At 72.7% G+C, this 21,506-nt stretch carries 21 protein-coding genes; 13 read left to right on the top strand and 8 right to left on the bottom strand.

Annotation, left to right across the window (positions count from 1 at the left end; genetic code table 11):
• Positions 1-65: 65 nt before the first annotated feature.
• Positions 66-1,745 (top strand): glycosyl hydrolase family 28-related protein, encoded by a 1,680-nt coding sequence (locus ABD954_RS15590; RefSeq protein ID WP_345486636.1) that lies wholly within the window; start codon positions 66-68, stop codon positions 1,743-1,745.
• Here the strand turns inward: ABD954_RS15590 and ABD954_RS15585 are convergent.
• Positions 1,732-3,138, bottom strand: a complete 1,407-nt coding sequence (locus ABD954_RS15585; RefSeq protein WP_345486635.1) for an MDR family MFS transporter — start codon at positions 3,136-3,138, stop codon at positions 1,732-1,734. The genes ABD954_RS15590 and ABD954_RS15585 overlap by 14 nt on opposite strands.
• A 126-nt stretch (positions 3,139-3,264) precedes the next feature.
• Here ABD954_RS15585 and ABD954_RS15580 point away from each other — a divergent pair, with 126 nt between their 5' ends.
• From ABD954_RS15580 to ABD954_RS15570, 3 genes are all read left to right on the top strand, one after another.
• On the top strand, positions 3,265-4,026 hold the full coding sequence (locus ABD954_RS15580) for a phosphoglyceromutase (RefSeq protein WP_345486634.1): 762 nt from the start codon (positions 3,265-3,267) through the stop codon (positions 4,024-4,026).
• 224 nt (positions 4,027-4,250) lie between these two features.
• Positions 4,251-4,988, top strand: coding sequence for a dienelactone hydrolase family protein (locus ABD954_RS15575; RefSeq protein ID WP_345492211.1), 738 nt, complete (start codon positions 4,251-4,253; stop codon positions 4,986-4,988).
• A 230-nt stretch (positions 4,989-5,218) separates the two neighbouring features.
• The gene (locus tag ABD954_RS15570) at positions 5,219-5,479 is read left to right on the top strand and encodes a DUF7683 domain-containing protein (RefSeq protein ID WP_345486633.1); all 261 of its coding nucleotides are present in this window, start codon (positions 5,219-5,221) and stop codon (positions 5,477-5,479) included.
• A gap of 97 nt (positions 5,480-5,576) precedes the next feature.
• On the opposite strand, the gene ABD954_RS15565 is transcribed toward ABD954_RS15570, so the two are convergent.
• Positions 5,577-6,125, bottom strand: coding sequence for a GNAT family N-acetyltransferase (locus tag ABD954_RS15565; RefSeq protein WP_382745551.1), 549 nt, complete (start codon positions 6,123-6,125; stop codon positions 5,577-5,579).
• A 131-nt stretch (positions 6,126-6,256) separates the two neighbouring features.
• On the opposite strand from ABD954_RS15565, the gene ABD954_RS15560 reads away from it, so the two are divergent.
• Positions 6,257-6,727, top strand: coding sequence for a GNAT family N-acetyltransferase (locus ABD954_RS15560; RefSeq protein WP_345486632.1), 471 nt, complete (start codon positions 6,257-6,259; stop codon positions 6,725-6,727).
• 60 nt (positions 6,728-6,787) lie between these two features.
• On the opposite strand, the gene ABD954_RS15555 is transcribed toward ABD954_RS15560, so the two are convergent.
• Together ABD954_RS15555 and phoU are read right to left on the bottom strand one after the other, a co-directional pair.
• A complete protein-coding gene (locus ABD954_RS15555) occupies positions 6,788-6,946 on the bottom strand; it encodes a hypothetical protein (protein WP_345486631.1) in 159 nt (52 codons plus the stop codon).
• Between the two features lie 232 nt (positions 6,947-7,178).
• Positions 7,179-7,859: a phosphate signaling complex protein PhoU gene (gene phoU, locus ABD954_RS15550; RefSeq protein WP_345486630.1), complete on the bottom strand. Its 681-nt coding sequence runs from the start codon at positions 7,857-7,859 to the stop codon at positions 7,179-7,181.
• 317 nt (positions 7,860-8,176) lie between these two features.
• Between phoU and phoR the strand changes: the two genes are divergently transcribed.
• Together phoR and phoP are read left to right on the top strand one after the other, a co-directional pair.
• The gene (gene phoR, locus ABD954_RS15545; RefSeq protein ID WP_345486629.1) at positions 8,177-9,412 is read left to right on the top strand and encodes a two-component system sensor histidine kinase PhoR; all 1,236 of its coding nucleotides are present in this window, start codon (positions 8,177-8,179) and stop codon (positions 9,410-9,412) included.
• A gap of 5 nt (positions 9,413-9,417) precedes the next feature.
• Positions 9,418-10,089, top strand: coding sequence for a two-component system response regulator PhoP (gene phoP, locus ABD954_RS15540; protein ID WP_466728736.1), 672 nt, complete (start codon positions 9,418-9,420; stop codon positions 10,087-10,089).
• A gap of 111 nt (positions 10,090-10,200) precedes the next feature.
• Here the strand turns inward: phoP and ABD954_RS15535 are convergent, their stop codons facing one another.
• Positions 10,201-10,866 carry a DUF461 domain-containing protein gene (locus ABD954_RS15535; protein ID WP_345486628.1) on the bottom strand — a complete coding sequence of 222 codons (666 nt, stop codon included), beginning with the start codon at positions 10,864-10,866 and terminating at the stop codon, positions 10,201-10,203.
• 586 nt (positions 10,867-11,452) lie between these two features.
• Here ABD954_RS15535 and ABD954_RS15530 point away from each other — a divergent pair.
• From ABD954_RS15530 to ABD954_RS15505, 6 genes are all read left to right on the top strand, one after another.
• Complete coding sequence (locus tag ABD954_RS15530) at positions 11,453-11,935, top strand: CarD family transcriptional regulator (RefSeq protein ID WP_003953493.1); 483 nt, start codon at positions 11,453-11,455, stop codon at positions 11,933-11,935.
• A gap of 308 nt (positions 11,936-12,243) precedes the next feature.
• A complete protein-coding gene (gene ispD, locus ABD954_RS15525; protein ID WP_345486627.1) occupies positions 12,244-12,993 on the top strand; it encodes a 2-C-methyl-D-erythritol 4-phosphate cytidylyltransferase in 750 nt (249 codons plus the stop codon).
• The gene (ispF, locus tag ABD954_RS15520; protein WP_345486626.1) at positions 12,983-13,486 is read left to right on the top strand and encodes a 2-C-methyl-D-erythritol 2,4-cyclodiphosphate synthase; all 504 of its coding nucleotides are present in this window, start codon (positions 12,983-12,985) and stop codon (positions 13,484-13,486) included. Before ispD ends, ispF begins: the two co-directional genes overlap by 11 nt.
• Before the next feature lie 462 nt (positions 13,487-13,948).
• Positions 13,949-15,346 (top strand): cysteine--tRNA ligase, encoded by a 1,398-nt coding sequence (gene cysS / locus ABD954_RS15515; protein WP_345486625.1) that lies wholly within the window; start codon positions 13,949-13,951, stop codon positions 15,344-15,346.
• 106 nt (positions 15,347-15,452) lie between these two features.
• A complete protein-coding gene (gene rlmB / locus ABD954_RS15510; protein WP_345486624.1) occupies positions 15,453-16,406 on the top strand; it encodes a 23S rRNA (guanosine(2251)-2'-O)-methyltransferase RlmB in 954 nt (317 codons plus the stop codon).
• A 306-nt stretch (positions 16,407-16,712) separates the two neighbouring features.
• Positions 16,713-18,275, top strand: a complete 1,563-nt coding sequence (locus ABD954_RS15505; RefSeq protein ID WP_345486623.1) for a DoxX family membrane protein — start codon at positions 16,713-16,715, stop codon at positions 18,273-18,275.
• Positions 18,276-18,754: 479 nt separating this feature from the next.
• Here ABD954_RS15505 and ABD954_RS15500 read toward each other — a convergent pair whose 3' ends face one another.
• From ABD954_RS15500 to ABD954_RS15490, 3 genes are all read right to left on the bottom strand, one after another.
• Positions 18,755-19,468 carry a nucleotidyltransferase family protein gene (locus ABD954_RS15500; protein WP_345486622.1) on the bottom strand — a complete coding sequence of 238 codons (714 nt, stop codon included), beginning with the start codon at positions 19,466-19,468 and terminating at the stop codon, positions 18,755-18,757.
• 53 nt (positions 19,469-19,521) lie between these two features.
• Positions 19,522-19,935 carry a hypothetical protein gene (locus tag ABD954_RS15495; protein ID WP_345486621.1) on the bottom strand — a complete coding sequence of 138 codons (414 nt, stop codon included), beginning with the start codon at positions 19,933-19,935 and terminating at the stop codon, positions 19,522-19,524.
• Positions 19,936-20,162: 227 nt separating this feature from the next.
• Positions 20,163-21,260 (bottom strand): ABC transporter ATP-binding protein, encoded by a 1,098-nt coding sequence (locus ABD954_RS15490; RefSeq protein ID WP_345486620.1) that lies wholly within the window; start codon positions 21,258-21,260, stop codon positions 20,163-20,165.
• Positions 21,261-21,506: the final 246 nt, after the last annotated feature.

Raw genomic sequence — 21,506 nt, 5'->3', positions numbered from 1 at the left:
GGAGTGCCATGCTCGCGCACAGCACAGATCTGAACACCATTCATATACGTGAAGGGCTCAGGTTCATGGCAGACGGCAGGCCCGGCATCGGGCGCACGCTCAGCAGAAGGCAGTTCGTCGGCGGCGCGGCCGCCGTGGTCGCGGCCACCACCGCCACCGGCTTCACGTCCGCGCCCCGCACCCCGTACGCCTCCCTCTGGGAGGAGTACCTGGACGCCCCCTACACCCACCCCCAGATCCCCTACGTGGGCTCCGCCGGCGCCCACCGCGGCGCCAGCCGCCTCCCTGGGCCGCGCGTCGTCGCGAACGCCCTCGCCCACGGCGCCGACCCCGACGGCTCGGCCGACTCCGCCCCCGCCGTCAACCGCGCCCTCGCGGAGGCGGGGGAGCGGGGCGGCGGCACGGTCCTGCTCCCGCCCGGCACGTACCGCATCGACGACTACCTGCGCATCGGCCACAGCGGCGTCGTCCTGCGCGGCGCGGGCTCCGGCCGCACGACCCTGCGCGCCACCCGCAGCCTGACCGAGCTCATCGGCCCCTACGGGTCCCGCTACGGCGGCGACAAGTCGGCCTGGTCCTGGGCCGGCGGCCTGATCTGGCTCTCCCCGCGCGCCCGCCACGCCTCCCTCGTCGCCGCGATCCGGGCACGCGCCTGGCCCTTCGAGGGCTGGACCGGCAACCGGCGCGACGAGTGGACCACCCTCACCACCCTCCGCCCGGCCCGCCGCGGCGACCACACCGTCACCGTCGACGACCCCACGGGCCTGCGCCCCGGCCGGCTCGTCCTGCTCCGGCTCGCCGACGACGCCGGGCACACCCTCCTGGAGCACATGGCCGGCGGCGGCCCCGGGCCCGAGGCGTACGCCTGGGACGACAAGACCAAGCTCACCTCGTACGTCCCCTACGAGTGGCCCGTACGGATCACCCGGGTCGAGGGGCGGCGCGTCCGCCTCGAACGCCCGCTCCCGCTCGACGTCCGCCCCGAGTGGGACCCCCGACTCGTCTCGGGGGTCACCCCGCTGACCGGCTCGGGGGTGGTCGGCCTCACCCTGGAGGCGCCCCAGCTCCCGCAGGCCCCGCACCTGCTCGACCGCGGCTACAACGGCGTCACCTTCCAGTGTGCCTACGACTGCTGGGCCGAGGACGTGGTGGTCCGCCACGCCGACAACGGCTTCGGCCTCGTCGCCTCCTCCGCCTGCACCCTGCGCCGCACCCGGGTCGAGGGGCGCGGCTCGCACCACCCGTACTTCTGTCGGGAAGGCGCGCACGACAACCTCGTCGAGGACTTCCGCGTCGCCGCCCGTACCGTCCCCGCCCCGGCCGGCACCCAGCTCCACGGCATCAACGTCGAGGGCCTGTCCAGCCACAACGTCTGGTCGCGCGGGGTGATGGAGACGGGCACCTTCGACACCCACCGGGGGATGCCCTTCGCCAACGTCCGCACCGCGATCACCGTCGAGAACGACGGCCGTCACGGCGGCGACGCCTCGGCCGGCCCGCTCTACGGGGCCCGGTTCACCCACTGGAACGTGACGGTGACCAACGGCCGGGCGGGGCTGGTGAAGCTGGACGCGGTCGCCCCGTACAGCGCGACCGTGGGCATCAGCGAGGTGCGGGAGTTCGACCAGATCGACGTACCGGACTTCGCGGGCGAACTCCACGCCCGCCTGGAGGCGTACGGCGCGCCCGGCGCCGTACGCCCCGCCAACCTGTACGAGGCACAGCGCCGGTTCAGGAGGAGCTGACGGGATCGGCGGCGGGCGCCGGGGGCGTCACGGCCTTGGCCGGCACGGCCGGCGCGGGCGCCGGGGCCGGTTCCTGAGGAGCGGCCGGGGCCGGGGCGGCGAGGGTCGGTTCCTGAGGAGCGGCCGGGGCCGTGGCCGGGGCGGCGGTGGGGGCCGGGGCCGGGACGTCCTCCTCGGCGTCGGCGAGGGCGGACCGCAGCCGGGTCTGGTAGCCGAGGGCGGCGACGGCGCCGATGACCCCGCAGGCGATCCACAGGACGTCCGGCCCGGGCCCGTCCACGACCCAGCCCGCCAGGATCGGGGCGACGAAACCGGCCACCGCCCACGACATCCCCATCACGCCCTGGTAGCGGCCCCGGGCGTGCTCGGGCGCGAGCCGCGCGGTGGCGGCGGCGTTGGTGGGCACGTGGACCATCTCGCCGATCGTCCAGACGACGACGGTCGCGGCGAAGGCGACGGAGCTGCCGGCCAGCGCGGTGGCACCCGTGCCGACGGCGAAGAGGAGCGAGGAGACGGTCAGCAGCATCACCGGGGAGCGCTTGTCCGTGACCTTGTTGACGAGCAGCTGGAAGCCGACGATCACGATGCCGTTGACGGCGATGACGACACCGTAGGCGGAGGGGTCGAGCCCCTCGCCGGTCATGGTGAGCGGCAGGCCGATCCAGGGCGCGGTGAAGACGAGGCAGACGAGCAGGTTCAGCGTCACCAGGGTGCGGAAGGGCGCGTCGCGCAGGACGGTGAGGACGCTCACCTTGGCCTCGGCGACAGGCTCGCCGGTGGTGCGGTCCTTCTTCGCCTCCGGTCGGGTCTCGGGCAGGCGGAGGAAGACGATCAGGGCGCACAGCGCGGTGGCGGCGGCGTCCACGACGAAGAGGGTGCGGTAGCCGAGGACGATCGCGGCACCGCCGCCGATGGCGGCGATGGCGAAACCGAGGTTGAGGGCCCAGTAGTTGAGGGCGTAGGCGCGGCGCACCTCGTGGGCCGGGACGAGGTCGGCGATGGTGGCGTTGATGGAGGGCCGCACGGCCTGCATGGCGGCGCCCATGAGGAGGACGACGAGGGCGACGCTCCAGGCGCTGGTGACCACGGCGAGCAGCAGGGCGCAGCTGGCCGCGGCCAGGTGCATGGTGACCATGGTGGGGCGGCGGCCCCAGCGGTCGGTGAGCATGCCGCCGAGCGGTGAGCCCGCCACGCCGCCGAGGCCGTGGAGGGCGACGACGAGTCCGGCGAACCAGGCCGAGTGGCCGAGCTCCTGGGTGAGGTAGAGGGACAGGAAGGTCAGGACGAAGGCGCCGGTGCGGTTGACCAGGGTCGACAGCCAGAGCCACCAGAAGCCCCCGGGAAGCCCCGAGACCGTGGCGCGTGCTGATCGCCTGAGCGAGTCGATGGACATGTGTGGCCGGCCCCCTGGTGCGTGTAAGTCCCTCGTACGGCTCTCGTAACTTACGGATCTCATAGGCCGGACGCCAGTGAATTGACGGTGCGCGTCAATCGTCGACCGTCGTCTAGGCTCGGACGCATGGCCGACGCACCGTACAAGCTGATCCTCCTCCGCCACGGCGAGAGCGAGTGGAACGAGAAGAACCTGTTCACCGGCTGGGTGGACGTCAACCTCACCCCGAAGGGCGAGAAGGAGGCGGCGCGCGGCGGTGAGCTGCTGACGGAAGCCGGTCTGCTCCCCGACGTGGTCCACACCTCCCTCCAGAAGCGCGCCATCCGCACGGCGCAGCTCGCCCTCGAGGCCGCCGACCGCCACTGGATCCCGGTCCACCGCTCCTGGCGCCTGAACGAGCGCCACTACGGCGCGCTGCAGGGCAAGGACAAGGCGCAGACCCTGGCCGAGTTCGGCGAGGAGCAGTTCATGCTCTGGCGCCGCTCGTACGACACCCCGCCGCCGCCGCTCGCCGACGACAACGAGTTCTCCCAGGCCCACGACGCCCGCTACGCGACGATCCCGCCGGAGCTGCGCCCGCAGACCGAGTGCCTGAAGGACGTCGTCGAGCGGATGCTCCCCTACTGGTACGACGGCATCGTCCCCGACCTCCTGGCCGGCCGCACGGTCCTGGTCGCCGCCCACGGCAACAGCCTGCGCGCCCTGGTCAAGCACCTCGACGGCATCTCGGACGCCGACATCGCGGGCCTCAACATCCCGACCGGCATCCCCCTCGCGTACGAGCTCGACGAGAACTTCAAGCCGCTGAAGCCCGGCGGCACCTACCTCGACCCGGAGGCCGCGGCGGCGGCCATCGAGGCCGTGAAGAACCAGGGCAAGAAGAAGTAGCCCGCACGATCGAGTCCGCACGATCAGCCCCCTGCCGGCAGGTTCTCCGTCGGTAGGGGGCCGATGTGTTCCGGGGGCCGTCGGCACACGCCCGGAGGGGCAGCGAGGTGATCGTGAAGTCCTGAGATCGCAGGGAAGCGAGGGCCACGCACGCTGTTCCGCCGGCGGCAGAACACCGACCGGACGGGACTGGCCGATCACTACAGTCCCGTCTCATGACGACCATCACGACGATCACGACGCGTACGGTCGAGTACCCGGCGGACGGTCTGACCATGAGCGGCCACCTCGCGCTCCCGGCCGGGACCGACCGCCGGCCCGCGGTGCTGCTCGGTCCCGAGGGCACGGGACTCAGCGACGTCGAGCGCCGCCGGGCCGATGCCCTCGCGGAGCTCGGATACGTGACGCTGGCCTTCGACCTGCACGGCGGGCGCTATCTGAGCGACCCCGAGGAGATGCGGGCCCGCTGCCTGCCGCTGCTCGCCGACCCCGACCGGTTGCGGGGCATCGGCCACGCGGCGCTCGACGTGCTGCGCGCCGAACCGCGCACCGACCCCGACCGGATCGCCGCCGTCGGCTACGGCACCGGGGGCATCATCGGGCTGGAACTCGGCCGCGACGGCGTCGACCTGCACGCGATCGGCACGCTCAACGGACTGACCACGGGCCGGCCGGGCGAGACGGCGCGCATCCGCTGCCCGGTGTGGGCCGGCGTCGGATCGGAAGACCCGATCATGTCGCCCGCGCAACGGGAGGCGTTCATCGCCGACATGCAGGCCGCGGGCGTCGACTGGCGCCTCGTGGTCTACGGCGGAGCCCTGCACGCCTTCCACCACCCGACGGTCGACCACCCCACCGTCCCCGGCGTCGGCTACCACCCCCAGCACGCGGAACGGGCCTGGCGCGACGTCGTGGACCTGCTGGCCGAGTGCCTGCCGGTGGCGGAGGGTCCGGGGGCATGACCCGGGTTGGCAGCCCGGCGCCAGGTGTGGACCGTGCCGGGACCCGGCGGTCCCCTCCCCTCAAGCCCGCAGGGCGACATGAGGGCGGGCGCTCGACCGCGGAGACGCGTTCAGCGTGAAGTATTCGACGGACTCGTCGTCGGCCATCCCGCCCACCCTTCTCAGCGACCAGGAGTGTGGGTACCCCGGGAAGACGGCGGCCACGGGAAACCTGGGCATACGATGCGCGGATGTCTTCAGAAGATCAGGGAGTCGTCTGGTCCCTCCAGGGGTTCAGCAAGGCGGACGAATTCCTGCGCACCGAGTTCCCGATCAGCCGCGAGCAGATTCGGCAGCTCCGGGAAGTGATCAAGCCGGATCCGGACGACCCCTGGATGTACCTCTGCTACGACGTGCCCCTTGAGGCGTGGCCCGCGGTGGACGCCATCCTGCACTGCGGTCCGCCGGATCCCGGGCTCGACTACCAGACGGGTGCCTACGCGGCCGAGTGACCGGGCCCGGCTCGTACGGACGGCGGAGAAGGCTTCCGGCCGTGGCTCGCCGCGCCAGGGGAGGGGCGGGAGCGGCGGAGGGGCCGGGCCTGGGCGCTCACGTGTCCTCGGTGCCCCGCAGGTCCCGGCGCATCAGGACCTCGTCGCGCGTGTCGTGCGGGGTGAGGCGCAGGGCGGCGGGCCAGCGGCCGGACTCCCGCCAGCCGAGGGCGGCGTAGAAGGTCTCCAGGCCCTCGCCGCCCCGGGCGGCGAGGCGCAGGTGATCGAGGGAGAGCTCGTCGCGGGCCACGCGGTGCAGTTCGCGCATCAGGGCCGTGCCGACGCCCCGGCCGCGGAAGTCCGGGTGGGTCTGGAGGTGGTGGACGGAGCCCCAGTGGGCGACGAGCGGGTTCGGGTCGCGGCCCAGCACGACCCAGCCGGCGAGCCGCCCGCCGGCCGTCGCCGTGATCAGCCGGTGGCGATCCGGGCCGAGCCGGTCGACCAGGGCGTCGAGCACCGGAGCGACCTCCGCCTCGCCGACCGGCGGAAACGGAAAACCGGCGGCTCCGCCCGCGTTGGTGACCGCGATCCAGCAGTCGATCAGGCATCGGCGGAGCGCGGGGGACACGTCGCCGGGTGAGCTGGCGTGGGCGAGTGCGGTGATCACCCACCCATCCTGCTCCAAGGGCCGGGAGGACCTCGACGGGGCCTTCTGAGGGACCCTCAACGCCCTGGCCCTCCACCTCCGCACCGTATTTCCCGCGCGCCCCCGCCCGGACACCCTCTACCATGCGCGCCATGGCACCACATCTGGAACCGGTCACCCCGGACAACATCGACGCCGCGCTCGCCCTGCGGGTCCACCCCCACCAGGAGAAGAACGTCGCGCCCGTCGTCCGCTCCCTCGCCGAGGCGTACGCGTTCGCTGAGCGCGCCTGGCCGCGGCTGATCTTCGACGGTGACCGGCTCGTCGGCTTCCTGATGGCCTTCGTCGACATCCCGTGGGACCCGGAGAAGGACCCGGACGACCGGCGCAGCGGCCTGTGGCGGCTGAACATCGGGGCCGAGCACCAGGGCCAGGGCTACGGGCGGTTCGCCGTCGACGCCGTGCGCGAGGAGCTGCGGCGGCGCGGGGCGAGCGAGATGTACGTGAGCTGGGAGCCGGGCGAGCACGGGCCCGGCGCCTTCTACGAGGGCCTCGGATTCCGCCCGACCGGCGAGACCACCGGCCGGCAGACCGTCGGGGTCCTCGGCCTCGCGCACCCGTAGGTCACGGGACGGGTGCGCGGGCCCCGCGCGTAGGCAGGGCCCGCGCACCGCATGCCCTGCCTACGAGGAGCAGCCCCCGCACTGGCACGGCGCGCCCGACTGACAGCCGCAGCCGCAGCCGGAGCCGCACCCGCAGGCGCCGAGGACGGGCAGGAACTCCGCGTCGCGCGGGCGCACGGTCTCCTGCTGGGGATCGGTGATCGGAGCGGATTCGGCCATGGGTCCCTCCCTGAGAGGCGTACCTCGCCTCCCCCCATTGGATGCCCCGACCCCGGGGCGCATCAACGGCGCACTGTTGTGCGAACGGCGGCCCGAAGCCGCCCTCGCGCCCGGCCCCCCCCGGTCCGCGTCCAGCCGTCCCGCCCGGCACCCCGGGTCCGCGTCCCGCCTGGTGCCGTTCCTCCGCGGACGCGTCCCGCCCGGTGCCGTTCTTCCGCGTCCGCGTCCCGCCCTACGCCCCCTCGACCGGCGCCTCCGCCGGCTGCAGTTCGTCCGCGTGCTCGCCCGTCACCAGGTAGACCACGCGCTTGGCCACCGACACCGCGTGGTCCGCGAACCGCTCGTAGTAGCGCCCCAGCAGCGTCACGTCGACGGCCGTCTCGATGCCGTGCTTCCAGCGGTCGTCCATCAGGTGCTTGAACAGCGTGCGGTGCAGCGTGTCCATCTCGTCGTCGTCCTGCTCCAGCTGGAGCGCCAGGTCGACGTCCTTGGTGATGATGACCTCCGCCGCCTTCGCCATCAGGCGCTGCGCCAGCTGCCCCATCTGCAGGATCGTGGCGTGCAGGTCGTTCGGCACGGCCCGGTCCGGGAAGCGCAGCCGGGCCAGCTTCGCGACATGCTGGGCCAGGTCGCCCGAGCGCTCCAGGTCGGCGCTCATCCGCAGCGAGGTGACCACGATCCTCAGGTCCGTCGCCACCGGCTGCTGCCGGGCCAGCAGCGCTATCGCCCGCGCCTCCAGGTCGTGCTGGAGGTCGTCGACCTTCTGGTCCGCGGCGATCACGCTCTCCGCGAGCTTCAGGTCGGCGTCGAGCATGGCCGTCGTGGCGCGCCCGATCGCCGACCCGACCAGGCGGGCCATCTCGACCAGGCCCTCGCCGATCGAGTCAAGTTCCTCGTGGTACGCGTCCCGCATCGGGTGTCCCTCTCTCCTGCGATCTCCTGCGACTACGTGCCTCTACGCGGCCGGTCGTCCTGCGCACTGCTCGGGAGCCGGTCCCGGGAAGGGGCCGGTACTCCCACGCTCCCACGTTCGGGCCCGTACGCGTCGGGCTCCACATCCACACGTGAACCGGCACCTTCCCCCAGGTGAACTCTGGGCGACTCACGCCGCAGTCTCCTCCAGGGCAAATGAACCACCCCCGTCCCCCCGGTGAACTCTGGGCGACGACTGTTCGAGGAGCCACTCGCACGGCTGGGAGAGTGTCAGCCGACCCGCATAACCTTGAGGGCATGGACGTGAACGCGGCGGTCGCCGCATTGGCCGCGATCGCCGGCGTGTGCACCGGCGTGATCGCCATGCTGGCGTTCCGCTGGAGCGAGCGCGACCAGGCGCGACCCACTCGTACCTCCCTGCACACCGACGCCGTGCTGCCGCCCGGTGTCGACACCGTGCTGTCCGTGCTGCGCTCCTCCGCGGTCGTCCTCGACGAGAGCGACTCGGTGGTCAAAGCCAGCTCGGCGGCGTATGCGCTCGGCCTGGTCCGGGGCGGGAAGCTGGCCGTCGAGCCCATGCTCAACATGGCCCGCGACACCCGCCGCGACGGCGAGATACGGCAGGTCGAGCTCGACCTGCCCCGCCGCGGCACCGGCCGTGGCGAAGCCCTCGCCGTCTCCGCGCGGGTCGCTCCGCTGGGCTCGCGCCTGGTGCTGCTGCTCGTCGAGGACCTGACCGAGGCCCGCCGCATCGAAGCGGTGCGGCGCGACTTCGTCGCCAACGTGAGCCACGAGCTCAAGACCCCCGTCGGCGCGCTGTCCCTGCTCTCCGAGGCCGTCATGGACGCCTCGGACGACCCCGAGGCGGTCACCCGCTTCGCGGGCCGGATGCAGATCGAGGCGACCCGCCTGACCAACCTCGTACAGGAGCTCATCGACCTCTCCCGGGTGCAGAACGACGACCCGCTGGAGGACTCCGAGCCGGTGCGGGTGGACGAGCTCGTCGCCGAGGCGATCGACCGCTCCCGGCACACCGCGACGACGAAGCAGATCACCATGGCCTCCGGCGGGACCTCGGACCTGTCCGTGTGGGGCAGCCGCGGACAGCTCGCCGCCGCGCTCGGCAACCTCGTCGAGAACGCCGTCAACTACTCCCCGGCCCACACCCGGGTCGGCATCGCCGCCCGCCGCGTCGCGGCGCCCGGAGGCGACATGATCGAGATAGCCGTGACCGACCAGGGCATCGGCATCCCCGACAAGGACAAGGAGCGCATCTTCGAGCGCTTCTACCGCGTCGACCCCGCCCGCTCCCGTGCCACCGGCGGTACGGGCCTGGGCCTGGCCATCGTGAAGCACGTGGCCGCCTCGCACGGCGGGGAGGTCACGGTGTGGAGCACCGAGGGCCAGGGGTCCACCTTCACCCTGCGGCTGCCCGAGGCGGGCGCCGTACGGGACCGCCGGTCCTCCGAGTCCGCCTCGCACACCCCTGATCTCATGACCGAACCGCTCCCCGCCCCGGAGGTCCTTCCGTGACCCGAGTGCTTGTCGTCGAGGATGAGGAATCCTTCAGCGACGCCCTGTCGTACATGCTCCGCAAGGAGGGCTTCGAGGTCGCCGTCGCGGCGACCGGGCCCGACGGCCTCGACGAGTTCGAGCGCAACGGAGCGGATCTCGTCCTCCTCGACCTGATGCTGCCGGGCCTGCCCGGTACGGAGGTCTGCCGCCAGCTGCGCGGCCGCTCGAACGTCCCGGTCATCATGGTGACCGCCAAGGACAGCGAGATCGACAAGGTCGTCGGCCTGGAAATAGGAGCCGACGACTACGTGACGAAGCCCTTCTCCTCTCGGGAGCTGGTCGCCCGCATCCGCGCGGTCCTGCGCCGCCGCGGCGAGCCGGAGGAGGTCACCCCGGCCGCCCTGGAGGCCGGCCCGGTCCGCATGGACGTCGACCGCCACGTGGTCACCGTCGCCGGCGGCAAGGTCGACCTCCCCCTGAAGGAGTTCGACCTCCTGGAGATGCTGCTGCGCAACGCGGGCCGCGTCCTGACCCGCATGCAGCTCATCGACCGCGTCTGGGGCGCGGACTACGTGGGCGACACCAAGACCCTCGACGTCCACGTGAAGCGCCTCCGCGCGAAGATCGAACCGGATCCCGGCGCGCCGCGCTATCTGGTGACGGTGCGGGGTCTGGGCTACAAGTTCGAGCCGTAGGCCGCGGCGCGGTGTCGGCAGGGGTCCGGGGCGCAGGCCCTCAGGGCCCCTGGATGTACGTGAAGGGCGCCCCCTCCTGGGAGGGGGCGCCCTTCACGTGTGCGCGACGGCTCAGTGGCCGGCCGAGTGGCTCGCCTCGCCCGTCGGCGTGGCCGTGGCCGTGGCCTCGGCGCCGTGGCCCGGCGTGGTGGCGCCGTGGCCCGGGGTCGCCGTGCCGGTCGGGGTGGCGGTGCCGGTCGGCGTGGCGGCCGGGGGCTTCGGGATCTCGGTGGGGCCGAAGTCCTTGAAGTAGCTGGTCGCCGGGACGACGAACGCGCTCAGCTGCACGTCGCCGGTCTTGCTCAGCTTGAAGACGATCTTCTGCGTGGCGCCGTTCTTCGCGGCCTCGCGGCCGTTCTCGATGGTGGCGGACGCGTTGCCCTTGCCGCCGATGACGACCGAGCCGCCGGCGGGGACGGTGACCGGGCCGGAGCCCTGGGCCGCCTTGAGCGTCACCTTGGCGGAGGTGCCCGGCAGGGTGACCGACTCCAGGGTCTGGGGGTCGCGGCCGTTGTTGAAGACGGTCGCGGAGACGACCGCGGGACCCTCCGCGCCCGCCTCGGGCTGGGTGATCACGAGGGCGTTCTGGATCTGGACGTCGTCCACCGTGACGGCGGCGTTGTCCGGCCGGACACCGAGCGTCTGTGCGTCGTTGCCCGCACCACAGGCGGACAGCGAGGCGATCGAGATCACGATGGCGGTGGCGGCGAGGGCGCCGCGTCGAAGGCTGCGGCTCACGGCGGCGGCAACTCCTAGGACGTACGGACGGGCTATGGACGGCTAAAGGTGTGTCAGCGCGCTTAGGTTACCGAGCCGCACTCTCCGTCCCGCACCCGACCCGCCCCCCGCGCACCCCCCGTGCCCTCCGCTCACCGTCGGGAACTCGTCGTCATGGCCGGATCACGACCCATTGGCCCGCCGTTCACATATCCGTCGTGATCAATTCGGCGCCCGGTCGCGCATTCCTCCGTCCGGGGCCTTCGGAAAAATCCGTCCGGTCGGCGGTGATCAATTCGAGAATCCGTCCGCACATCGCCCGTACGGGTGGTCGATCCTCGAACGGAGTACGTGAACCAGGCCACACCGAACCCGGCAAACCGGGGCATCGGCCCTCCTTCGCGCCCCTCCCGGCACCTGTAACGTGGGTGTTTCTCTGTGTCCACGCAGCCGCTCCCACCTGCGAATACCGCCTTCCACAAGCCTGTCGCAGCACGTCCGCGTCACTGTTGTCAAGCCCCGAGATACGCCCTGACCTGCGAAAACGCCATTCAGAAGAAGCCGTATCCGTGTTACCCTGGATAGCCACGGAAGGGGTACCTGTCACATGACGTTCAAGGTTGGCGACACCGTGGTCTATCCCCATCACGGGGCCGCGCTGATCGAGGCCATCGAAACTCGCCAGATCAAAGGCGTGGACAAGACCTACTTGGTGCTCAAGGTCGCGCAGGGTGACCTGACGGTTCGTGTGCCGGCGGACAATGCGGAGTTCGTCGGTGTTCGCGACGTGGTCGGTCAGGATGGACTGGACCGGGTCTTCGAGGTGCTGCGCGCACCGTACGCCGAGGAGCCCACGAACTGGTCTCGTCGCTACAAGGCAAATCTGGAGAAGCTCGCCTCCGGCGACGTCATCAAGGTCGCCGAAGTGGTGCGTGACCTGTGGCGCCGCGAGCGCGAGCGTGGTCTGTCCGCGGGCGAGAAGCGCATGCTCGCCAAGGCGCGCCAGATCCTGGTGAGCGAGCTGGCCCTCGCGGAGAACACCAACGAGGACAAGGCCGAGGCGCTTCTCGACGAGGTGCTCGCCTCCTGACGCCTGCAGTCCGAACCGTCTGACGCCTGGCGTCCATGCCAAGCCCAGCACATGCCGCGGTGCCCGTCGACGCGCTGTGAATCCCTGATTCCACAGTGCCGTCGCCGGGCACTGCGGCATGTTCGTCTCTCTTTTCCCCACCCCCTGACCTGCGGCTCTCGCACGGCGCCGCCACTCCCACGGCGACGCCTCTCGCATGGCGACGCCCCGACCGTCGTCACGGAAAGGGCCCGGTCGAGGCGTCTCAGCAAGCTTGCTGACGCCATACCCACCTCGTCCGCGGAAACAAACCTGCCGGAGTGCAACCGATGACAGACGAAGCGCGTCCTCCACGTACCGCCGTGGTGATCCCCGCGGCCGGCCGGGGCGTGCGCCTCGGCCCGGGCGCCCCCAAGGCGCTGCGCGCGCTGAACGGCACACCCATGCTCATCCACGCCGTCCGGGCGATGGCCGCCTCCCGCGCCGTCTCCCTCGTGGTCGTGGTCGCACCCCCCGACGGCGCCGCCGAGGTCAAGAACCTCCTCGACACCCACGCGCTGCCCGAACGGACCGACTACGTGGTCGTCCCCGGCGGCGCCACCCGCCAGGAGTCCGTCCACCTCGGCCTCCAGGCGCTGCCCGAGGACATCACCGCCGTCCTCGTCCACGACGCCGCCCGCCCCCTCGTGCCCGTCGACACCGTCGACGCCGTCATCGAGGCGGTACGCGACGGGGCCGTCGCCGTCGTCCCCGCGCTGCCCGTCGCCGACACCGTCAAGGAGGTCGAGCCGGCCGAGAAGCCCGGCGACCCCGAACAGGTCGTCGCCACCCCGGTCCGGGCCCGGCTGCGCGCCGTGCAGACCCCCCAGGGCTTCGACCGCGACACCCTCGTCAACGCCCACGCCACCGTCGCCCTCACCGGCGAGGGCGCCACCGACGACGCCGGCATGGTCGAGAAGCTCGGCGCGCCCGTCGCCGTGGTGCCCGGCCACGAGGAGGCGTTCAAGGTGACCCGCCCGCTCGACCTCGTCCTCGCCGAGGCCGTACTCGCCCGCAGGAGGGCCAACGATGGCTTCTGACCTCCCCCCGCTGCTGCCCCGCACGGGCATCGGCACCGACGTCCACGCCTTCGAGAAGGGCCGCGAGCTGTGGTGCGCCGGCCTCCTGTGGGACGGCGAGGAGTACGGGCTCGCCGGGCACTCCGACGGCGACGTCGCCGCCCACGCCGCCTGCGACGCGCTGTTCTCCGCCGCCGGCATCGGCGACCTCGGCGCCCACTTCGGCACCTCACGGCCCGAGTGGTCCGGCGCCTCCGGCGTCACCCTGCTCGCCGAGGCCGCCCGCATCGTCCGCGCCGAGGGCTACGAGATCGGCAACATCGCCGTCCAGGTCGTCGGCGTCCGCCCCAAGATCGGCAAGCGCCGCGACGAGGCCCAGAAGGCCCTCAGCGAGGCGGCCGGCGCCCCCGTCTCCGTCTCCGGCACCACCACCGACGGCCTCGGCCTCACCGGCCGCGCCGAGGGCCTGGCGGCGCTGGCGACGGCCCTGGTCTACCGGGTTCCGGCGCCCTGACGCCGCGGTGAGGGGGCCGGGGGCCGAGGGAGCGGGTTGGCCGACGGGCGGGCGCCCCGCGACCCGGCCCCGGTCCAGCGCCGAGCGCCTGCCCCGGTCCGCCGAGCGCCTGCCCCGGTCCGCCGAGCGCCTGCCCCGGCCCAGCGCCGAGCGCCTGCCCCGGCCGTGCGCCCGGCCCGTCGCGAGCCCGACCGGCCGCGCGCCCGACCGGCCGCGCGCCCGAGCGGGTCGCGCGGCCATCGCGGACACCGCGGCCGCCCCGGTGCCCCGGCGCCCCGGCGCCCCGGTGCCCCGGTGCCCCGGGCCTCGGCCGAGCCCCCTCCCCGCCCCGGGCCGCCCCGCGCCCGGCCGCCCCTCCGCCGAGTCCGCTCCCGGCCGCAGGACCCCGTCCGGCCCGAAAAAGTCGTGCCCCGACCGGGAATCGGTCGCAGCGCACTGTCCCCCGCCCACTACCCTGGTGCCGTGACCATTCGCCTGTACGACACCAGCGCCCGGCAGATCCGTGACTTCACCCCGATCAAGCCGGGCTGTGTCTCGATCTACCTCTGTGGCGCGACCGTGCAGGCCGCCCCGCACATCGGACACATCCGGTCGGGCCTGAACTTCGACATCATGCGCCGCTGGTTCGCGTACCGCGGCTACGACGTCACGTTCGTCCGCAACGTCACCGACATCGACGACAAGATCATCGCCAAGGCCGCCGACCAGGGCCGCCCCTGGTGGTCCATCGGCTACGAGAACGAGCGCGCCTTCAACGACGGCTACCGGGCCCTCGGCTGCCTGCCGCCGACCTACGAGCCGCGCGCCACCGGCCACGTCACCGAGATGGTCGAGATGATGCGCGGCCTCATCGAGCGCGGACACGCCTACGAGGCCGACGGCAGCGTCTACTTCGACGTGCGGTCCTTCCCCGGCTACCTGTCCCTGTCCAACCAGGACATCGACGACCTGCGCCAGCCCGACGAGGGCGTCTCCGGCAAGCGCGACCCGCGCGACTTCGCCATGTGGAAGTCGACCAAGCCGGGCGAGCCCGACTGGGAGACCCCGTGGGGCCGCGGCCGTCCCGGCTGGCACCTGGAGTGCTCGGCGATGGCCCACAAGTACCTGGGCTCCGCCTTCGACATCCACGGCGGCGGCCTCGACCTGATCTTCCCGCACCACGAGAACGAGATCGCCCAGGCCAAGGCGTTCGGCGACGACTTCGCCCAGTACTGGGTGCACAACGCCTGGGTCACCATGAGCGGCGAGAAGATGTCGAAGTCGCTCGGCAACAGCGTCCTCGTCTCCGAGATGGTGAAGAACTGGCGCCCCATCGTCCTGCGCTACTACCTCGGCACCCCGCACTACCGCTCGATGATCGAGTACAGCGAGGAGTCCCTGCGCGAGGCGGAGGCGGCCTTCGCCCGCATCGAGGGCTTCGTCCAGCGCGCCACCGAGAAGGCCGGGTCGCCCGTCGCCCCCGCCGCCGAGGTGCCGCCGGCCTTCGCCGAGGCCATGGACGACGACCTGGGCGTGCCGCACGCGCTGGCGATCATCCACACCACCGTCCGGCAGGGCAACAGCGCCCTTGCCGCCGACGACAAGGACGAGGCCATCGCCCGCCTCGCCGAGGTCCGCGCCATGCTGGGCGTCCTCGGCCTCGACCCGCTCGACCCCCAGTGGGCCGAGGAGAGCGACCGCGGCGAGGAACTCCACGGCGTCGTCGACACCCTCGTACGGCTCGTCCTCGAGCAGCGCGAGTCCGCCCGCGAGCGCAAGGACTGGGCGACCGCCGACGCCATCCGCGACCAGCTCACCCGGTCCGGCCTCGCCATCGAGGACGGCCCCGACGGCCCCCGCTGGACGCTGGGCAACCGCTAGACCGCTGTGGAATGTGCCGTCCGGGGCCCCGGGCGGCACACTTCACTTACAGGCTTCACTCAGAGGCTCACGGGCTTCGCTTACGCAGTAGAGGAAACAGGTAGTCATGGCCGGGAACAGCCAGCGCAGGAACCGCCGCACGTCCAACAAGAAGGGCGCGACGGTCGGCAGCGGTGGCAAGCGGCGCCGCTCCCTCGAGGGCAAGGGCCCGACCCCGCCCGCGTCCGCCCGTAAGGGGCACGTCAAGAACCGCCTCGCCAACGCCAAGGCCAAGCAGGCCCAGCGCCGCCCCGTGGCCCGCCGCGGCGGCAAGGGCCAGTCGGAGATGGTCGTCGGCCGCAACCCGGTCTTCGAGGCGCTGCGCGACGGCGTGCCCGCCACCACGCTCTACGTCCAGCAGTTCATCGACAACGACGAGCGCGTGCGCGAGGCCCTGAGCCTGGCCACCGGCCGCGGCAACATCAACATCATGGAGGCGCCGCGCCCCGAGCTGGACCGGATGACGAACGGCCTCAACCACCAGGGCCTCGTCCTCCAGGTGCCGCCCTACGAGTACGCGCACCCCGAGGACCTCGCCGAGGCGGCCTTCGACGACCACGAGGACCCGCTGATCGTCGCCCTCGACGGCGTCACCGACCCGCGCAACCTCGGCGCCGTCGTCCGTTCCGTCTCGGCCTTCGGCGGCCACGGCGTGGTCGTGCCCGAGCGGCGCGCCGCCGGCATGACCGCCGGTGCCTGGAAGACCTCGGCCGGCACCGCCGCCCGTACGCCGGTGGCCCGGGCCACCAACCTGACCCGGTGCCTTGAGCAGTACCAGAAGGCGGGCCTGACCGTCGTCGGCCTCTCCGCCGACGGCGACACCGAGGTCCACGAGCTGGAGGCGCTGGCCGGTCCGGTCGTCATCGTGGTCGGCTCCGAGGGCAAGGGCCTGTCCCGCCTGGTCGGCGAGACCTGCGACTTCCTGGTCCGCATCCCGATGCCGGGCGGCGCCGAGTCGCTGAACGCCGGTGTCGCCGCCGGTGTCGTGCTCTACGAGGCGGCCCGCCGCCGCATGGCCTGACCCGGTCCCGTCCGGTGGGTCGGCCGCGTGGGCCGGCCCCGTCCCGTCCCCGGGGCGGCCGTAGGGCCTGACCCGGTCCCGTCCGGTGGGTCGGCCGCGTGGGCCGGCCCCGTCCCGTCCCCGGGGCGGCCGCACGGCCTGACCCGGTTCCCCCGGGTCGGTTCTCCCGGGTCAGCCGCATGGGCTGACCCGCTCTCCCCGTACGGGCTGACCCGGACGGGGGAGGCACCCCGGCGGTGATCTTGACGGGCCTCCGACATTTGGGGCCCGTCAAGGCAGTGTCCTAACCGCGCGTCACTCGGTTAGATGAGTGTGGACACCAGAACGCCCCGGCCGGGGTTCGACGATCAGCCCGCGCTGAGCATGGTCAAGGTGGATTCCGATCCCGCCCAGGTGATCGTGAACCACGCCAGCTTCCGTGTGCGGCTCGCGCCGGCCCAACAGCCGAAGTTCGCCGCGAACCCCCGGATCGCCGCCCTCGCGGGCGCCGCAGGTGTCGGTGCCGCCGCCGGTGCGGCCCGGAGCGGAGCGGCCCGCCGCAGGCCCGTCGTGTGGACCGGGAAGTCCTCTCCCGGCGCCACCGGCCTCCTCCAGGCCGTCCGCGAGTCGTCCGCCCCGGGCGTCGCCACCCTGGAGCCGACCACCCAGACCATCCCGCGCATCGACGACACCATGCCGACCCCGGTGGTGCCGGCCGCGCCGACCGCCCCCCTGCTGCCGCCGATGCGGCGCGCGGAGGGGGCGTACGACGACCTCTACGAGATCGAGCGCGAGCCCTACGACCAGGGGGCCGACCCGGACGACCGCTCCCCGCAGCGGCCCGGCGGCCCCTGGACCTCGGCCGCCGCCTCGGCGAGCGTCCGGCACGCCTACTACCCGGGCCGCCGCATGAACCTCGGGGTGGTGCTGCTGCCGCTGCGCGTCTTCCTCGGCTTCATCTCCATCTATGCGGGCATGGGCAAGCTCTGCGACCCCGTCTACTTCGACGGCGGCGAGCGCGGCTCCATGGTCAAGTGGCTCAACTCGCTGCACCCCTGGGCGCTCGCCGAGCCGCTGCGCGACTTCGCCCTCCAGCACCCGGTGGGCGCCGGACTCACCGTCGCCTTCCTCCAGGTCGTCGTCGGCGTCCTCACGGTCCTCGGCCTGTGGCAGCGGGTGGCGGCCGTGGTCGGCGCCCTGCTGTCGGCCGCGCTGATCCTCACCGTGAGCTGGAAGACCGTGCCGGTCTACGACGCGCCGGACATCATCTTCCTGGCCGCCTGGTCGCCGCTGATCATCGCGGGCGCCCCGGTGTACTCCATCGACGGCCGGCTCGCCGGCGAGGCGTGGCGGCGCCTCGGACCGCGCGCCGAGCTGTGGGACCTGCGCCGCCGCGTGCTGCGGCGCGGCACGGTCGTCGCGGCCGTGGTCGTCGGCCTCACGCTGCTGATCGGCTCGATGCTCGGCGGCGCGGTGCGGTCCACCGAGATGGTCACGGTGCCGGGACCGAACGACGACCCGGTCAACCACCTGCCGGGGCAGCCGCTGCCGAAGGAGCCGGGGGCGACCGGCCCGTCCCGCAAGGCCCCGAAGACCCCGAAGCCGTCGGCGACGACCGGGGCGAGCGGCGAGCGCGAGAAGGACGAGGAGAGCACGCCGAAGGAGTCCGCGCGGGAGACCCGGCGCAGCGAGCAGCGCAGCCCGAGCGCGACCAGCGGGACGCGCAGCCCGAGCCAGACCCGTACGACGGCTCCGTCCTCCTCCAGCTCCGACTCGACCTCGGGCGGCACGAGCGGGACGCCGACGAGCGGCAGCAGCAGCGGCGGCTCGACGGACGGCGGTTCGACCTCGGGCGGGGCACGCAACCCGATCGGCGGCCTGCTGGGCTGACCAGCGGGTGAGGGCCGGAGGGCCCCGGGCGTCCAGGCGGACCCCGGGGCCCTCCCTCGTCCCCTCCCTCGTCCCTCTTCCCGAGCTCCGGTCATCCGGTTCGAGCGCGGGTCCGCCTCGTGGCCGTCCCGGTCATGGCCCCAGGTCGTGGAAGAGAACCGGCCCGCTTCGACGTGGGCGGCCCGGAGTGGCGGGCGCCCGGCTTCCTCGCCGCCGCCAACCGCGTCGCCGCCCTGGTGTGACGGCGGGACGCGGGACGCGGGACGCGGGTCATGCGAAGGGGCGGCACCACCCGACCGGTGGTGCCGCCCCTTCGCCGTCTCCTCGACGGTCCTGGCCGCTCTGGCCGTCCCGGCGCGCCCCCTGGCCGCACCGGGCGGCGCCCGGCCGTCCGCGCGCCCTCCTGGCCGCACCTGGGGGCGGGGCGCTCGGCGGCGCCTGGTGGCGCCCGGCGCGGTGCCCGGCGGCTCTCCGCTCACTCAGGGCTGCGCGGCGAGCTCCTTCGCCGCCTCGGTGAGGTCCTTTGCGGTGTCGATGGCCCGCCAGTACGCCCCCTGCGGCAGCGGAAAGCCCGCGAGCCGCCGCTCCCGGGCGAGCCGGGGGAAGGTGGTGCGCTCGTGGTCGCCGAGGTCCGGCAGCAGATCGGTGAAGGCCGCGGAGAAGACGTACACGCCCGCGTTGATGAGGTACGGGGACGGCGGCGACTCGATGAAGTCGGTGATGTGGCCGAAGGCGTCGGTCTCGACGGCGCCCCACGGGATCCGCGGCCGGGCCAGCGCCAGGGTGGCGGCGGCGTCGCGCTCGGCATGGAAGTCGGCCATCTCCCGCAGCGAGAACCGGGTCCAGATGTCGCCGTTGGTGGCGTACCAGGGCTGCCCCGGCTCGGGCAGGTGCGCGGCCGCGTACTTCAGACCGCCGCCGCGCCCCAGCGGCTCCGACTCGACGACCGTGGTCACCTCGAGCGGCAGCTCGGCGGCGGCCAGCCACTCCTGGAGCACCTCCGCGAGATGACCGCAGGAGACGACGGCGTGCGTCACTCCCTCCGCGGCGAGCCAGGACAGCTGATGGCCGATGATCGGGGTCCCGGTGCCCGGGATCTCGACCATCGGCTTGGGGCGGTCGTCGGTGTACGGGCGCAGTCGCGAACCCTGGCCGCCCGCCAGGATCACGGCCTGCGTCGGGGAGGTATGCATACCGGGAACGATATGCGCTGTACGGCGGGCCTACCGGCGTGACGAGGGCCGGCTCAGCTCGCGTGCAGGACGCCGGTGGCGAAGGAGGTGTCGCAGACCGGACGCGAGTAGGACTGGGCGCGCGTCGGACCGTAGTGGCGGACGGCGGCGGCACCGAGCGCCTTCGCGATGGACATGCAGTGCTTGGCGAGCGACGGCCGGTTCTCCACCTCGCGCTGGAGGTGGGTGAGGGCCGTGCCGGGGTCCTTCTCCTGAAGCTCGGCGAGGAGCTGGTCGCGCAGAATATCCTGGGGCGCACGGGACTTGGCCCGGACCGAGACGTCCGTGGACGACGCGGTCAGCATCTGGGTCCCGGAGCTCTGGCCGGCCCACGGAACGGCGGACACCGCGAGCGTTCCCGAGAGCACCAGGACGACGGGCAGGACGAGGGCGAGAGAGCGGCCGATTCGGCGGGCAGTGTGGGTCACGCAGGCGAGCGTAGCGGGCCGTAGTGATATGGCGACATTTAGTCACTCTCGCGAGGGATGGTTCGAGGTGGCTTTTCGAATTCCGTGTTGACGCGGGGGAGCGGTCGTGGGCGCGAATGCCCAGTTCTGCCGGGGTTTTCGCCGACTCGGTGTTTCATGCCCCCTGTACGCGAACGGCCCCGCCCCCGCAAGCGGGAACGGAGCCGGACGGTGGGACGCGGTACGGGTCAGCCGGAGAGGCGCTCGCCGGTCGAGGTCGAGAAGACGTGGAGTTCGGCGGAGCGCGGGACGACGTGCAGCGTGGAGCCCTTGGCCGGGACCTCACGGCCGCCGACGCGGACCACGACGTCCTTGTCCTCGCCGCCGACGCGGGTGGAGCCGTAGACGAAGCCGTCGGAGCCCAGCTCCTCGACCACGTTCACGGTGACGGCGAGGCCGTCCTTGCTCGTCGGGCCCGACACGTCGAAGTGCTCGGGGCGGACGCCGACCGTGACGGTGGTGTCGCCCTTGGCGGACGCGGCGGCGATGGCCTCGCGGGAGACCGGGACGATGCTCGCGCCGAACTTCACGCCGCCGTCGGTGATCGGGACCTCGATCAGGTTCATGGCCGGGGAGCCGATGAAGCCGGCGACGAAGAGGTTGGCGGGCTTGTCGTACATGTTGCGCGGGGTGTCGACCTGCTGGAGCAGACCGTCCTTGAGGACCGCGACCCGGTCGCCCATGGTGAGCGCCTCGGTCTGGTCGTGCGTCACGTAGACGGTGGTGATGCCGAGGCGGCGCTGGAGGCTCGCGATCTGCGTACGGGTCGAGACGCGGAGCTTGGCGTCGAGGTTCGACAGCGGCTCGTCCATGAGGAAGACCTGCGGCTCACGCACGATGGCCCGGCCCATGGCGACACGCTGGCGCTGACCGCCGGAGAGCGCCTTCGGCTTGCGGTCCAGGTACTCGGTGAGGTCGAGGATCTTCGCGGCCTCCTCGACCTTGGCGCGGATCTCGCTCTTGTTGACGCCGGCGATCTTCAGGGCGAAGCCCATGTTGTCGGCGACGGTCATGTGCGGGTACAGCGCGTAGTTCTGGAACACCATGGCGATGTCCCGGTCCTTGGGCGGCAGGTGCGTGACGTCGCGGTCCCCGATGCGGATGGCACCGGAGGTGACGTCCTCCAGACCGGCCAGCATGCGCAGCGAGGTCGACTTGCCACAGCCGGAGGGGCCGACGAGAACGAGGAACTCGCCGTCGGCGATCTCGATCTCCAGCTCGTTGACGGAGGGCTTTTCGGCGCCGGGGTAGACCAGGGTCGCCTTGTCGTAGGTGACGGAAGCCATGGTGATGTGTCCCTTCACCGGCAGGAACGTGCCGGACGATCCGAGTAAAGGAAGGATGTGGTGTAGTCCACCTGGGTGAACTCCGGGTGACGCTACCCGGCGATGTCCGATCTGTCAGCAGGCGGAGGGGGAGAGATTTCCGACGGTCGCGCTCGGCGCAGGGGCCGAGCACCGCTCTTGTGGCCCTGCCGCACGCGCGGCGCTTCCTGCTTCACCGCCCACTGCCGATCCCGCACGGTCCTGAGG

The sequence above is a fragment of the Streptomyces roseoviridis genome (genome assembly GCF_039535235.1).
Classification (GTDB): domain Bacteria; phylum Actinomycetota; class Actinomycetes; order Streptomycetales; family Streptomycetaceae; genus Streptomyces; species Streptomyces roseoviridis.
The sequence above is the reverse complement of the archived record's forward strand: the minus strand, read 5'-3'. Positions and strand labels throughout refer to the sequence as shown.

Bases quoted from the DNA above. Each gene is read 5' to 3' on its own strand.
- ABD954_RS15590 (WP_345486636.1), top strand. From the start codon at position 66: ATGGCAGACGGCAGGCCCGGCATCGGGCGCACGCTCAGCAGAAGGCAG.
- ABD954_RS15585 (WP_345486635.1), bottom strand. From the start codon at position 3,138: ATGTCCATCGACTCGCTCAGGCGATCAGCACGCGCCACGGTCTCGGGG.
- ABD954_RS15580 (WP_345486634.1), top strand. From the start codon at position 3,265: ATGGCCGACGCACCGTACAAGCTGATCCTCCTCCGCCACGGCGAGAGC.
- ABD954_RS15570 (WP_345486633.1), top strand. From the start codon at position 5,219: ATGTCTTCAGAAGATCAGGGAGTCGTCTGGTCCCTCCAGGGGTTCAGC.
- ABD954_RS15560 (WP_345486632.1), top strand. From the start codon at position 6,257: ATGGCACCACATCTGGAACCGGTCACCCCGGACAACATCGACGCCGCG.
- ABD954_RS15555 (WP_345486631.1), bottom strand. From the start codon at position 6,946: ATGGCCGAATCCGCTCCGATCACCGATCCCCAGCAGGAGACCGTGCGC.
- phoU (WP_345486630.1), bottom strand. From the start codon at position 7,859: ATGCGGGACGCGTACCACGAGGAACTTGACTCGATCGGCGAGGGCCTG.
- phoR (WP_345486629.1), top strand. From the start codon at position 8,177: ATGGACGTGAACGCGGCGGTCGCCGCATTGGCCGCGATCGCCGGCGTG.
- ABD954_RS15530 (WP_003953493.1), top strand. From the start codon at position 11,453: ATGACGTTCAAGGTTGGCGACACCGTGGTCTATCCCCATCACGGGGCC.
- ispD (WP_345486627.1), top strand. From the start codon at position 12,244: ATGACAGACGAAGCGCGTCCTCCACGTACCGCCGTGGTGATCCCCGCG.
- ispF (WP_345486626.1), top strand. From the start codon at position 12,983: ATGGCTTCTGACCTCCCCCCGCTGCTGCCCCGCACGGGCATCGGCACC.
- rlmB (WP_345486624.1), top strand. From the start codon at position 15,453: ATGGCCGGGAACAGCCAGCGCAGGAACCGCCGCACGTCCAACAAGAAG.
- ABD954_RS15505 (WP_345486623.1), top strand. From the start codon at position 16,713: ATGAGTGTGGACACCAGAACGCCCCGGCCGGGGTTCGACGATCAGCCC.
- ABD954_RS15500 (WP_345486622.1), bottom strand. From the start codon at position 19,468: ATGCATACCTCCCCGACGCAGGCCGTGATCCTGGCGGGCGGCCAGGGT.
- ABD954_RS15490 (WP_345486620.1), bottom strand. From the start codon at position 21,260: ATGGCTTCCGTCACCTACGACAAGGCGACCCTGGTCTACCCCGGCGCC.